The sequence below is a fragment of the Bilifractor sp. LCP21S3_F8 genome, assembly GCF_052117805.1.
Lineage (GTDB): Bacteria > Bacillota > Clostridia > Lachnospirales > Lachnospiraceae > Bilifractor.
The window spans coordinates 1-14,019 of record NZ_JBQKIK010000042.1 but is presented as its reverse complement, the minus strand read 5'-3'; the positions used below and the strand labels follow the sequence as shown (position 1 = coordinate 14,019).

Annotated in this window: 8 protein-coding genes; 4 read left to right on the top strand and 4 right to left on the bottom strand. The window is 51.1% G+C overall.

The window, feature by feature from the left end:
• Positions 1-113 precede the first annotated feature (113 nt).
• On the bottom strand, positions 114-1,469 hold the full coding sequence (locus ACTQ3A_RS13330) for a dihydrolipoyl dehydrogenase family protein (protein WP_441495137.1): 1,356 nt from the start codon (positions 1,467-1,469) through the stop codon (positions 114-116).
• 468 nt (positions 1,470-1,937) lie between these two features.
• Here ACTQ3A_RS13330 and ACTQ3A_RS13325 point away from each other — a divergent pair, with 468 nt between their 5' ends.
• On the top strand, positions 1,938-6,029 hold the full coding sequence (locus ACTQ3A_RS13325; protein WP_441101507.1) for a DEAD/DEAH box helicase: 4,092 nt from the start codon (positions 1,938-1,940) through the stop codon (positions 6,027-6,029).
• 149 nt (positions 6,030-6,178) lie between these two features.
• Here the strand turns inward: ACTQ3A_RS13325 and ACTQ3A_RS13320 are convergent, their stop codons facing one another.
• From ACTQ3A_RS13320 to ACTQ3A_RS13310, 3 genes are all read right to left on the bottom strand, one after another.
• The gene (locus tag ACTQ3A_RS13320; protein WP_441101508.1) at positions 6,179-7,888 is read right to left on the bottom strand and encodes a PucR family transcriptional regulator; all 1,710 of its coding nucleotides are present in this window, start codon (positions 7,886-7,888) and stop codon (positions 6,179-6,181) included.
• Between the two features lie 477 nt (positions 7,889-8,365).
• The gene (locus ACTQ3A_RS13315; protein ID WP_441101509.1) at positions 8,366-9,775 is read right to left on the bottom strand and encodes an MFS transporter; all 1,410 of its coding nucleotides are present in this window, start codon (positions 9,773-9,775) and stop codon (positions 8,366-8,368) included.
• A 36-nt stretch (positions 9,776-9,811) separates the two neighbouring features.
• On the bottom strand, positions 9,812-10,801 hold the full coding sequence (locus ACTQ3A_RS13310) for a uroporphyrinogen decarboxylase family protein (RefSeq protein WP_441101510.1): 990 nt from the start codon (positions 10,799-10,801) through the stop codon (positions 9,812-9,814).
• A gap of 549 nt (positions 10,802-11,350) precedes the next feature.
• Between ACTQ3A_RS13310 and ACTQ3A_RS13305 the strand changes: the two genes are divergently transcribed.
• From ACTQ3A_RS13305 to ACTQ3A_RS13295, 3 genes are all read left to right on the top strand, one after another.
• Positions 11,351-11,953, top strand: coding sequence for an NUDIX hydrolase (locus ACTQ3A_RS13305; protein ID WP_441101511.1), 603 nt, complete (start codon positions 11,351-11,353; stop codon positions 11,951-11,953).
• A 23-nt stretch (positions 11,954-11,976) separates the two neighbouring features.
• Positions 11,977-12,684, top strand: coding sequence for a hypothetical protein (locus ACTQ3A_RS13300; protein ID WP_441101512.1), 708 nt, complete (start codon positions 11,977-11,979; stop codon positions 12,682-12,684).
• Positions 12,685-12,922: 238 nt separating this feature from the next.
• Positions 12,923-13,498 carry an HD domain-containing protein gene (locus ACTQ3A_RS13295; protein WP_441101513.1) on the top strand — a complete coding sequence of 192 codons (576 nt, stop codon included), beginning with the start codon at positions 12,923-12,925 and terminating at the stop codon, positions 13,496-13,498.
• Positions 13,499-14,019: the final 521 nt, after the last annotated feature.

Genomic DNA, 14,019 nt, shown 5'->3' with positions numbered 1-14,019 from the left:
TTAGCCACGGCCTATCAGTCTGTGCACGTCAACTATTGAAAGCGCCGTATACCGAACGGTACGTACGGTGTTGTGAGAGGACGGCGGTTAGTCACCGCCTCCTACTCGATTATTTAAACTTTCTTCAGCATCAGAGGTGTCAGGAGGTTCAGAAGCGCCTGTGATTCGGTCGGGAAGGTGAAGATCATCTGGTTGAGCTGCATGCCGGTGAGCTTCTGATTGATGATGAGAGCGGCGATATCGGCATTTGTGCCGGCGTCCTCTCCGTAAAAAGCTCCGCCTACAAGCTCGCGCTTCTTATTAAAGATAAAGGTGAACTCGGCATCCGGCTGGTTCTTTGCTTCGAAGAGAAGACGTTTGCCGAATTCCGCGACCTCGATGTCATATACATCCGGCTGTGCCTCGGCCTGTTCCAGCGTTACACCCACCTGAGAGATTCTCGGAAGAGTGAACACCAGGTTCGGGATGACCGGATACTGAATCGGATTCGGATTGATTCCGAGTATCTGAGTGGCGATATAATTGGACTCAAAAGTTGCCGTCGGGGTCAGCTTCGGAATCCGTTTGTCTACACAGTCCCCGGAGGCATAAATATTCGGTACGGAGGTTCTCATGTGGTCGTCCACCTGAATGCCCCTTCTCGAATAGGAGATGCCAAGATCCTCAAGTCCGAGATTTTCCGTATTTGCCGCGCGCCCTGTGGCTTCGAGGACATAGTCGGTCTCGAGAGTGGATCCGTCAGCAAAGGTCAGAACATAGGAGCTTCCCTTCTTTGAGATCTCTTTCACTTCATGATTCAGAAGGAAGGAGGCACCTGCGGCTTTCATTTTGTCTACCACACGGCCTACATATTTTTCAGGGTACATGCGGAGCACCCGGTCAGTGTATTCGATCACTGTGGTCTGAGCACCCATCTGTACGGCTATGGAAGCAAATTCCATGGCGATGATTCCGCCGCCGATGAAGGCGATACGTGCGGGGAAACTGTCCAGATCCAGAAAATCTCTGCTGTCGTGGATATATTCCTTACCCGGAATATCCTGCTTCATGGCATGCTCACCGGTGCCGATCACAATGTTCTCAGCGGTAATCTTTCTGCCGTCGACATCAACGGTATGCGCATCCACGAGTTTTCCGTTTCCGTGAATGACCGGCATATGCGCGTTCTCGAACATCCCCTCCATAATCTTATTCAGCGGAGAAATTACTTTCTTCTTGTAGTTCATCAGACTCGTCCAGTCCGGCTTCGGCAGATCAGAAATACCGATGCCCTGATACCGCTTCAGACCGTCCAGATAATTGAAGGGCGTGTCAAGAAGAATCTTGGCATTGCATCCGTAGTTGGTGCAGGTTCCTCCGACGACATCTCTCTCTACAAAAGCCATCTTCTTGCCTGCCTGAAGCAGAATCATTGCTGCATGCCAGCTCGCATGGCCGGCTCCGATAAATATCACATCATAATCGTACATGTCCTGTCCTCCTGATTGCGGTAACCTTTGCTGTTGTTTTGCTTACATTCTCAGAATAGCACACAAAATGACATTAGTCAATTAAATTGCGTAAAATATAAATGATTTTTTTGCTCATGGTAGAACGTTCTTTATTTTCCTGAACCAATTGATGTATCGTATGGCCGTTTACTGGATCATCGTGATCATGATACATCAGGGGGATTGCTGTTGTTCTGCTTTGCCAGTCCGGCGGATCAGCGTCGCAATACGCAGCAGAGAATACATCGTGGCAAATGCCGTGAACAGGTCATATATGTTTTGTATGTGACCGATTTTCTGATATACTGCTGATTAGTGAGAGGCACTGGGACTGGCAGTTTTGCGACTGGCAGGCCCGCGATGGGCAGTTTTGCGGCTGGCAAGCCTGCGGTGTAAACCTGCGGGTGATTCCGCACAAAATTCAGAATATGGAATGGAGCTGTAAATATGAGTACATGGCGAAGCCTGTTTTCACAGACGATATTGACGAGAGGAAGGGAATATTATCGTGCAGGAAAGGCCAAGAAGCTGTCCTGGGAGAGCGATCCTGAGCATCGTGGCGGTGATATCTATGAGGCAACGGTACGGGGAAGCAGGAACTACCATGTCGTCATCAAGGCATCAGCCGGTGAGATCCGGGAGATGTCCTGTACCTGCCCTTATGCTGCGGCCGGCATGCCGTGCAAGCATGAGGCTGCTGTGCTGCTGGCAATTGAAGATGAATACGAGAAGCTTTATGTAGATTCGGATGAAAAAAACGAAGAAAAATCCGGATCAGATAAGGCGGGTGTGGAACATTCCGGAGGATCGGCCAGCCGTTCGTCTCAAGGCAAAACGGGAAGTGGGCGCGGGGAGTCAGACGGATGGTTCGGGGAGTATGGTATCTACGATATTCTGGACCGCGAAGGAAATGTTCTGGAAAGCGGAAAGACTGGCCCTAAAGGAAACGATGTCCGGAATCCACTGGAAGGTCTGGCAAAGCTTAGAGAGGAGACCGCGAAGGAACGGGAGGATGCCGCGGGTGCGGAGGATGCAGAGGAATATCGGCCGGACGATTACCGCTATTTCCATCCGGAGGAATTTCGGAAGCATCTGAGAATTTCCAACGAAGTGTGGAAAGCGGCGGAACAGCTGGTTCATCCGGAAGCAGAGAAGAAAAAATCTTCTTCAGGAAGAAGGACGGGAAGAAAGGCCAGAATTCAATCAGATATCAAAATTTTGGATTTTACCATGTCTACCGGTTACCTGCAGGATAATCAGATGCAGACGGGACCAATGGTCGGACAGGCAATTCTCCGGTTTGGGGATAACTATTATAATCGGAAGGCTACCCTGATGTTTGACCAGCACAGGATCATTTCCTCACAGTGTGAAGACTGGGATTGCCGGTATGGGATCGGTTTTCCGCTGGAGAATCCGACAAAACTCTGTGTTCATGAAGTCGCTGCTTTGCTGATGATGGAGGATTATCTGAAGGAACACAATCTCGGAGACGCATCCAGCTATGGCACCGAAAACTTTCTGTCTATGTTCGCGGATAAGAACACACAGAGCAGCACCGGGGCGGTAGAGTCCGGGGATACCGGGGATGCTGGAGTCCGCCCGTCGGAGAAGCTTACGATGGAACCCCGTCTGGAGCTGGAGCACGGGATGCTTTCCGCCACTTTCTATATTGGAAAAGACAGGCTGTACAAGATAAAGAATCTCAGCGAATTTGTAAAGGCCATGCAGAACAAGGAACGCATGAAGTTCGGAAGCAAAACGGAATTTCAGATGGGTGAGGATTTCCTGAAGAGCGACGAGGATAAGGCCTGGTTCGATTTTATCCGGGAAGCTCTGGAGAATCATCTGGAGTCCCAGCGATATATGGAAATGAAGAGCAGCTATTTGAACAGTTATACCTTCGATTATAAGGCAAATCTGCCGCTGATCGGGAGCTGGCTGGATCGTTTCGCCGACCTGATCGGCACGCATCCCGTTGAGATTTGGAATAAAGCCCTGAATGCAGGTGCGGGGAAGAGGATCATACATCTTCGGGACAAGGAGATTACACCGACGATTACCGTTACTCCGATACCGAAGAACGCGACGGAGCCGGTGGATGGCGTTCGCGTGACGAGTGATCTTCCCAGGCTCATGAAAGGACTGGATCACCTGTATTATTATCAGGAAAAGTATCTGAACCGTGTGACGAGAGAATCCTCGGAGCGCATAGAGATGCTGCTGCGCAGTACCGGTGGGAGGCTTGATCTTTCGATCGGGCGGAAAAATCTCGGCAGATTTTATCACGATGTACTGCCGAAACTGCGGGAAATCGCGGATGTCCGTGAGGAGCAGCCGGAACGGGTGAAGGGGCTGATTCCGCCAAAGCCTGGTTTCACCGCGTACCTGGATTATGACAGTCAGCTGCTTTTGTGCAGTGCCGAGGCGGCATATGGCAAGGAGACCTATCCGGTTACGGATGTCATTGAAAAACAGGATGGTGAGGAAGAACTCAGTCCCTCGTATCGGGATTCAGAAGCGGAGTGGGCTTACTGCAATGCGTTGCATCAGTATTTTGATCTGTACGATCCGATGCTTCATCTGATGTATGCGGAGAAAGACGATGACAGGCTGTTTCAGCTTCTGGATCACGGGATCGATGAGCTCCTGGACTATGGAGAGGTGCGCATGACGGCACAGTTCCGGAATCTGGGAATCCGCCGCAGGCTTCCGATGAAGGTCGGCATCAATGTGGAAAGCAATCTGCTGGATCTCACGGTTTCGACAGAGGATCTGACGGAGGACGAGATTTATCAGATTCTTGACATGTATCGACGCAAGAAAAAATATGTCCGGCTCAAAGACGGCAGTTTTTTCAAGCTGGATCAGAACGATTCGGTCGAAGAATTGAGTGAGATGCTCGAGACACTTCAGATTCCCCTGCAGGAATTCGTGAAAGGCAAGATGCAGCTTCCCGCTTACCGTGCCCTGTATCTCGACAAGATGCTGGAGCAGACGGAGGATCTGTATGCGGTTCGCGATAAAAAATTTAAGCAGCTGATCAAGGAATTCAAAACGGTGGAGGATTCCGATTTCGAGGTTCCGGATTCGCTGGCGCAGACGCTGCGGAAATATCAGAAGGAAGGGTATCGCTGGCTTCGCATTCTTGACCGCTATGGCTTCGGAGGCATCCTCGCCGATGAGATGGGACTCGGAAAAACGCTTCAGGTGATCACCGCGCTCCTTGCGTCGAAACTGGAATCGGAGCAGGAAGAGCTGAGTGCGGCGGAAACGAAGAAGCTGAAGGCGGAGAAGACAGGTGTAAGCCTGATTATCAGCCCCGCCTCGCTGATCTACAACTGGGAGGAGGAGCTGCACCGGTTCGCGCCGGAGCTGAGGACGCTGGTGGTTGCCGGGTCCGCTTCGGAGCGAAAAAGAATGCTCGAGGAGTATCAGGACTATGACGTTCTCGTCACTTCCTACGATCTGCTGAAGCGGGACATCGCTTTCTATGATGGTCTGAGCTTTCGCTACGAGGTGATTGATGAGGCACAGTACATCAAGAATCCGGGAACGGCGGCGGCAAAGGCCGTGAAGCTGATCCGCGCAGAGACGAGATATGCGCTGACCGGAACGCCGATTGAGAACCGGCTGTCCGAGCTCTGGTCGATTTTCGACTATCTGATGCCCGGTTTCCTGTACCGGTACGAGGAATTCCACTCAACCTTTGAACAGCCGGTTGTAAACGGGGATGAGAAGACGGGAGAACATCTCAGGCGCATGGTGGCTCCGTTTATTCTGCGTCGTCTGAAGAAGGATGTGCTGAAGGATCTTCCGGATAAGTTGGAGGAAGTCCGCTATGTGCAGATGGGGAAGGAGCAGCAGAAGCTCTATGATGCCGAGGTTCTCCGGATGAAGAAGGATCTGTCTAAGCAGACCGATGAGGATTTCCGGAAGGGCAAGCTGCAGGTTCTGGCAGCGATTACCAGAATCCGGCAGATCTGCTGCGACCCGTCGCTGTGCTTTGATGGATATAAGGGGGAATCCGCCAAGAGAGAGGCGGTCATGGATCTGATTCATACGCTGATCGATGAAGGCCACCGGGCGCTCCTGTTCTCACAGTTCACTTCGATGCTGGCGTTGATCCGGGAGGAGCTTATCCGTGAGAAGATTCCGTTCTATGAGATCACAGGCGCTACCCGGAAGGAAGAGCGCACGAGGCTGGTGCGGGACTTTAACGAAAATCCGGAGATCCCGGTTTTCCTGATTTCCCTGAAGGCGGGTGGTACCGGATTGAACCTGACTGGAGCGGACGTTGTGATTCATTATGACCCGTGGTGGAACACCTCGGCGGAGGATCAGGCAACGGACCGCGCGCACAGGATCGGTCAGAAGCGGGTAGTCACCGTGTATAAGATGATCATTCGCAATTCGATCGAAGACAGAATTCTGGAGATGCAGGCGATGAAGCGGGATCTGGCGGATCAGATCCTCAGCGGGGACGCACTTTCCAGCAGCACGATCACAAGAGAGGACCTGATGCAGATTCTTTCCTGATACGATCGTTGACACAGTAAAAACTCATGGCGTAAAAATCATAATTATTTTTCAGCCGTTACAGATATTCGAAAAACAAGAGCCGGACTGAACGCCCTGCGGGTGTGCGGTCCGGCTCTTGACATGTGACCAGGTTAAAAAATGTAACGTTACTCATGCAGCATCCCGAGCATGTAATAGGAGAGCAGAAGCTTGATGCGCTCCTTCGGGTCGTCGAGGTTGATGCTGATCAGCCGGTGGATTTTCTCCAGCCGGTAGGAGAGGGTGCTCCGGTGAATGTACAGCTCCTTCGAGGTCTGCAGGACATTCCGGTCATGAAGCAGATATGCTTCCAGGGTATGCGCAAGCGCAGTGTGGTTTTTCTGATCATACTCCAGAAGCTTTTGAAGGGCGTCGGAGCAGAGAAGCTCCGCCGGCATGTCTTCGGTGGAGCAGCGGATCATATAATCGAGCATGTACTGATCAAAATAGTAGTACCAGATCATGCTGCTGCCGGAGAGCCCGAAGTTCAGGGCAATATTGGCCTGGTCGAAGAGAATGCCCAGCCGGAAAAAATCACGGAGCTCGGAGCTGACGCCGATTTTCAGAAGACTGTCCCGCATGGGCACCGCGAGACGGCTGACGACGTCGGAGGTTTTTTCGTGCGCGTATGAGAGGTTCACAACAAGAGTGATTCCCTCCTGATGAAAAAACGCCCGCCCGGCTGCCAGGATGGTGTTGATCTGGTTAAGGACCGCATAGGAGGAAATGATGTTGAAATCCCTCTGCTGCGTTACGATCCGCATGACAACATACCGGTCGTTCCGGTTCCAGTTCTGATAGCGGAGATAGCTCAGAACCTGCTGCTCGTCTGTCTCTTTCTTCTCACACAGACGGACCATGAGTTCGTATGTATCGTCCGAGATGCTGAATTTTCTGAGATCACCGGAATACAGAAAATGCTCCAGGAGTTCTCCAAGATAATCAATAACCGCAAAATCACCGGGCAGAATTCTGCTGTCAACCTCAAGGTCCAGAATCCTGCCCCGGTAAATATCGCCCTGCCAGATGTTCCGGTACAGAATCTGATATCCGGTCTGTTCGGAGGGATACAATACAGGACGGCGCTCTTTGAGTCCATCGATATAGACGGGATCGGTGCGGAAATCGTTGATCAGATCCATCTGCACCATGGGAAGACCGGTTCTTCTGTCCCGTCCGCGTTTCATCTTCTGCTCCGGGTAATTGCACTCCGCAAGGATAATAAAGTCACGGTCATGCAGGAAGATGGGGTTTCGAAAGATCGTCTGGCTCAGGTCAAAGATTTCCTGAAGGGGCGTCTGGAGCAGAAATGCCTCCTGAATCTTCAGATCCCATTCGTGAAAACGATCAAAGAGATCCTGCACCAGGGAGAGAATCTCCGGAAGGCTGTGATTGTCGCGTATGTAAATCCTCCCAGGCATGGAGCGGCGGAACGAGGCGTGCGGATCCCGGCACAGAAGCAGGAAAGCCCTGCCGGAGAGAAAATCGTCGGGGAGACCGTCTAATTCAGATTCCGGGCACAGATACACGTACTTTAGTGCGGGAGCGGATGTGTCGTTTGTCGTAGAAGACTGTTGGTTTCGGCTCCGGGGTGACATGTGTGCGGAGACGGGTTTGCTGTCGTCAGTAATGGTTTCTCTGCTGAAAATACGGATCCCGAAAAACCGCAAATCATCCGTTGTATCTGAAATAAGATAATCTATGCCGGCCAGAGTCAGAGCATCTGCAATGACCTGCAGAGGCGGGTGAAAGCCGGACGGAAACCGGGAGGTTTCGGAACAGGAGGAGTCGGATTTTTGTGTTGGATCGGTGCTTTGACCGGTGGTTCGATTATTCATAGATTTTATATTATCCTTGTCGTTCGGATGCTATACGATGATTTTATATGTTCCGGAAATATTTCAAAATATTGTGCCTGCGGGCTCACAACTGCAGGGTTACGTTCTGCAGGATAGCGTGCGCAAGCTTACGTTTTTATGGATAATGCCTGCAGGGGGTCATATCTGCAGGATAACGCGCGGAAGGCCATGCCTGCAGAGAGTGGGGACGCAGGTTATGTGTGTATCGCCACTGTGTGTCTGCCCGATGCAGTTTTTGCCTGGCTTCAGTATACCAGATCCGAGGTTCTTGTCATACATCACCAGAAAAAAAGCGCCCCGAAGGGCGCTCCATATTTTATAGCATATTTTTATAATGTTGCGATTGTGGCCGGGCCAGGCTTTTTTCCCGTCTTAATTTGTGGCCGGGTCAGGCTTTTTCCCCGTCTTAATTTGTGGCCGGGCCAGGCTTTTTCCGCGTCTTAAATTGTGCCCGTGTCAGGCTCTTTTCCTTGCCTCGATTTCCGCGGCATACTGATCGACCTTGTCCTTTGTCAGGCGGAAGCCGAAGGTCAGGCAGAGAACCGCAATGATCAGTGCGATAGCCGGGATCAGCATGAATCCTGCACTGATGGCGGTCTTCAGCTGATTGCTTGTGTCTGCCGGGTCAATTTTTGGGCTGAATGCTCCGGCCGCGAGGCAGGCACTGATGATGATGCCACGGGTCATGATGGAGACCTTCAGCGGCACATTCTGCAGGCCACTGATCCATCCCGCAGCGTTCTTTCCGGTCTTCCACTCACTGTACACGATGGTATCGCCGTAAAGGGCCGGAGTGCAGGCGTAGGTGATGCCATAGCCGAACAGGGATACGGACATCAGGATAATGACCATCATGACATTATTGTGACCGAAGAACGCCAGGATCAGAATTACTGCCTGGATTGCCATTACGCCGATGGTAGTGTTCCTGGTGGAAAAACGGTTGCTGAGCGTTTTGCTCAGATAGGCGCCGACAATGCAGAATACATTAGTGATCAGAATGTACACCGGCGTGAGCTTTGCGTTGTTGGCTACATACAGGAAGTAGTAGCTGGCAAAACCCATGCAGATGAAGTTGAACATGAACTTTGCGAGATCCGCGATCAGAAGAGCGATCAGGGGCGGGTTCTGCGCAAGCGCGCGGAGCAGATCCTTTCCGCTGGTCTTGTCCTTCGCGGAAGCCTTTGCGTCTGCCTGTGAGGTCTGGACGGTATTCTCGTATCCTTCGAACATCTTGAAATGCGCGAAGTAAAGAACAACAAACAACACACCGAAGCAGAAGGCAGCGCCGCCGTACATATTGACCTTTCCGATGACGCCCGCGGCTGCGGAAGCAACGACCGGCGCAGCATAGGAAAAGACAACCTTGGAGGCATTGGACCAGGCGGCTCTGGTTGAGGCGAGCTGCGAACGGTCCTCCGGCGTTTTGCCCGCGACAGAGATCATGGATACGTTTGCCACATAGGCAAAATTCCAGCAGACATGGCTGGCGATTGCCGCCACGATGATCAGGACGGCGGAACCGATGCCGGACCCGAATTTGACGAACTGAAACGCATAGAGGAACGGTACGATCCACGGAATCGCAACGAGCCAGGAGCGGTAGCGGCCCCACTTCATTGGCTTTGAGCTGTTGATGATGGCTCCGTAGATCCAGGACAGGAGCGCGTCAACCGTACTGGCTACTGTCGTGATCATGGTTACGACCGGAAGCGCGAACTGTGCAAGGTTTGTCAGGAAAAAGTTAAAATAATAGCTTTCAATGCTGGACATCAGATTAAAGCCGAAGTCTCCGACGCCGTAAAAAACCTTCAATTGTCTGCTCAGCGGCTTATGATCCGGAGCGGACGATGTGTTTTTTGCCATAAGAGAATCCCCCTTCTCTGCTCAAAAAATTCCGTATCAGAACATATCCTTGCTTGCGCTGTCGATTTCCTCGGTCAGTGCCTGATAAACGCCATCAAAGGTGCTCATTGGTCCGCCCTGAGAAGCACAGGGAATATAGTACAGCTTGCCATACTCCGTGCATGCTCTTCTGACCTGATCATGGACTTCCTGTCTGGTCCAGCCGGGATGATCAACGGTCGCGGAGTCGATGCCGCCCATGAAGGAGATCTTGCCGCCGTAGGTGTCGATGCACTTGCAAATGTCGTTTCCGGTCATGACACCCTGCCAGATATCGATGCCCATGTCAATCATATCGGGAATCAATGTCGCGGCGTAGGAATCGGAATGATGTACGATCAGCTGCACGCCTCTTTCTTTGTAATATCCGTAGATCTGTTTGTAGGCATCCACGAAAAATTCCTCAAACATAGCCGGAGAGAAGAAGGTGGAGCGCTGGCTTCCCCAGTCGTCATGGTGGAATACCGCATCGATATGAAGGTGATCGCAGGTCTCTCTTGCCGCGTCAAGCTCCCACTCGGTGAGGTATTTGATCAGGTCGTGCATCTCGTCCGGCTCCTCATAGAAGTTCATCATGGCATCCTCCATGCCCATGAAATAATGAAGACTCTCGAAGAGACCCGGTGCCTGGAAGTTCGAAACGAATTTATCCTTGCGGTCTACAGCCTCGGCTGCGGCGATTGCAGGCTCCCAGGCTGCTTCCGGAAATACCGGTGACGGTGCGTGAATGATGTCCCTCCACTCTGTGATATCCTTCAGAAGGCGATGCGCGTCATCGTGAACCGGGAATGGTCCGGGCGTTCCCTCCGGCCAGGAGCGGGTGACACCCCACTCATTTGTGACATTGAGCTCGCCGTATTTCGGTGCCTTATAGGTGGCGCGGATCGGATCATTCATGATAATGGAGAGGAACTCGAACTGATTGACAAATCTGTCGGGGTGACCTCCGTGAATTGTTTCCAGCAAATTTTCTCTTTTTGTAAGCATAGCAAACCCTCCCTGCGTTATGCATTATTTGTGTAATATTTACAAGAATGAAGATAGCATCTGGTGTGTTTGCAGTCAATAGTGACAACGAAAACGAGCGAAAGTTCCACAGTTTCGCAGATTCGGGAACGCGTAATTCCGCAATTTTGCGGATGGCGCGATTGTATTCTAAATGTACGGGAGGGAGTAATGCTTGAGCGATTCGGGCAGGTGATCCGGGTGAAAAGGATCAGACGTCATGTTTTCTCTCGGCTTTTTCAGTGAAGAACTTCCGTCTGTGACATTTCCCCTTTCATAACCATCAATCCCATTATTAATTATCCTGGATTGACCCATGGACTGCATGGTTTTTCTGGAGGAACCTGCGGAAAAGGAGGGCACAAACCACGGCGGGCTGCTTGCTGTAATGATTTTACTCACGTATAATCGGGATGAGACCCGGAGTTTATCACAAAGCGGTGCAATCTGCCGGGTAATGATTTTGCTCACGTATCATCGGGATGAGACGGCAGAGGATGTCTGCCAGCAACACACGAAAGGATTTAATATATGAAAAAAGATGAGGACCTGATCTGGACTCCGGTTTCCGTGGAACATATTGTGCAGGATGAGTGGATTGATTTCCGAAAGGTAAAATACCGTTACCCGGATGGCAGGGAATTTGAGCCGTTTTATCAGTACAGCCGTAGAGATTATTCGGTGATCGTTCCGGTAACGGAAGACGGAAGATTTTTGTGTGTGCGCCAGTTCCGGCACGGGATTGGTGAGGTGACGACGGAGTTCCCGGCGGGAGGTATCGAGCCGGCTTTTTTGGGGTCAGCAACGGCAGCGGATGTTCGTGAAAGCGCTATGCAATGCGCAGTAAGAGAACTGCGGGAGGAAACCGGATATATCTCCGAAGACTGGACCCCTCTCTCTGTTATCCCATCCGATGCAACGCTTTCGGATAATTACGCCTATCTCTTTCTTGCGCGAAACTGCAGAAAGATCTCGGGGCAGAGTCTGGATGAAACAGAGGATCTGGAGCCTGAGCTCCTGACAGAAGAGCAGATCGAGAAACTGATCCGCGCGGGTAAATTTCAGCAGAGTATACACGTGATGGCGTATCTGCTGGCGCTGCGGATACTGAATGGGCAGAACTACAACCTGTAAACAATTTAACGGCGGAGGTGTGTATGGATAGAAAGACAACCCGGAAAGTAGTGATGATCTTGATTGCGGTGTCGGCGGCGATTTATCTGCTGCAGATCGCGATTTTCCACGATGAGAGAACGACAGCGTTCTACATTCTTCAGGACCTGGCGTTTATGCCGGTCACGATAGCGATCGCGACTCTGGCTGTCGGGGAGATCATTAATGATCGGGAGAAAAAAGACCGCCTGGAAAAAACGAGAATGCTGACAAGCTCGTTTTTCACAGGTATGGGAGCTTACCTGATGCACGAGATTCTCGGGATGACGAACGCGGATGCTTTCATCCACGAGATCGTGAGGTCGGGAGCAGATCTGCCCGGAACGGAAGAGGAGATCCGGAAAAGAATACAGGAATCAAAGCTGGCGGTTCACATTGACGCGGCCGGGTATACAAAGGCGCGGCAGATCATAACGGCGAACCAGACCAATATTCTGGTGATCGCATCCAACCCGCTGATCATCGAACATGAATGCTTCACGGAAATGCTGTGGGGCGTGTTTCACCTGATGGATGAATTCCGACTTCGTGGAACCTGGGATGATCTGTCAAAGGAGGATATCTACCACTTTAATCAGGATTTTGAAGAGGTTCTTCGTCTCATGCTGATGAACTGGGTCGGAAATGCGCGGTATTTGAAGGAAACGTATCCGGCGTTTTATGCTGCGGCATCATCCAGAATCGAGAAATGAAAGAATACTGCCGGCAGAGGGCTTATGGATCGGGAGATGAAAAGATATCGCTGGCAGAGGGGTTTTGGATCGGGAAATGAAAAGATATCGTCGGCAGAGTGGTTGTGGATCGGGAAATGAAAAAATATTGGCTGCAGAGAGCTTGATGAAAGAACCTCAGAGGTAAAGAGATGACGTTGACATAAAAAATTGAAAAACGCATAATGGTGGTACATTTGACATTAAAGGAGCGGCAGACATGGAAAAACTGACAATTGATGAGGCAAAGCGGATCAATAATACAATGGTTTCGGAGGAGCATCTGAAGCTGCATGCGGCGAACGTGGCGGCGTGCATGGGTGCGATGGCAGAGCATTTCGGGGCGGACAGGGAGCACTGGGAGGCGGTCGGGTATCTCCATGACTATGATTATGAGAAATTTCCGGAAGAGCATCTGCAGCATACGGAAAAGGAGCTTCTCGGCGAGGGAGTTCCGGAAGAGGATGTGAGAGCAATCATGAGCCACGGGTACAGCATCTGCACGGATGTGAAGCCGGAGACCGACATGGAGAAGAGCCTTTTTACCGTGGATGAGCTCAGCGGCATTATTCAGGCAGCGGCACGGATGCGGCCAAACGGGATCATCGACATGGATATTAAAGGCTTCATGAAGAAGTTCAAGAGCAAGAGTTTTGCGGCCAAATGCGACCGCGCTCTGATCCTTTGCGGCTGTGAGATGCTTGGGATGGATGTCCGGGAAGTGGCGGAGATTTGCATTCGCGGTATGAAGGATCATGCGGAAGAGCTCGGACTTGCGGGCGATCACGGGAACTGAAAATATATTATGCGGAAAAGGGACACCATCTCGCAGACCAACCGTTTGGAAATCCTTTCTTATGGCAAGTCTTCAGAAAAAGGGAAAACTGGTACGGAACGGTTCTAAAAGAGATGGAAAATGGAAGGTGATCGGCTGATTGCCGGAAAATGACGCTTTTCGTTTTTATACCGACAATCTTATATCGGTATAAATGTCGGTTTACTGTCGGTAGAGCGTATAATGTAAACGGACGTGGCAGAGGTTGCGAGTATTTCGCAGCAGGCCATCAGCCGGATTACAAAGGGAGCAGGGAGAGATTTCTCTGTGCTCTTTTTTACGTTGAAGTATCTCTTATAGCTGAGGATATAAGGACAAGGGCAGGCTGCTGCGCAGTTGGAACTTCTCAACATTGATCAGCTATGCAATGCTTTGACATACTCCCACGGCTGAAGCCGTGGGATTCTTTAGATTCTCTTAACATCACCACAGTCGTATAGGAGGGATATAGTTAAGTCTTTCAAGATTTATCGTCTATAGGA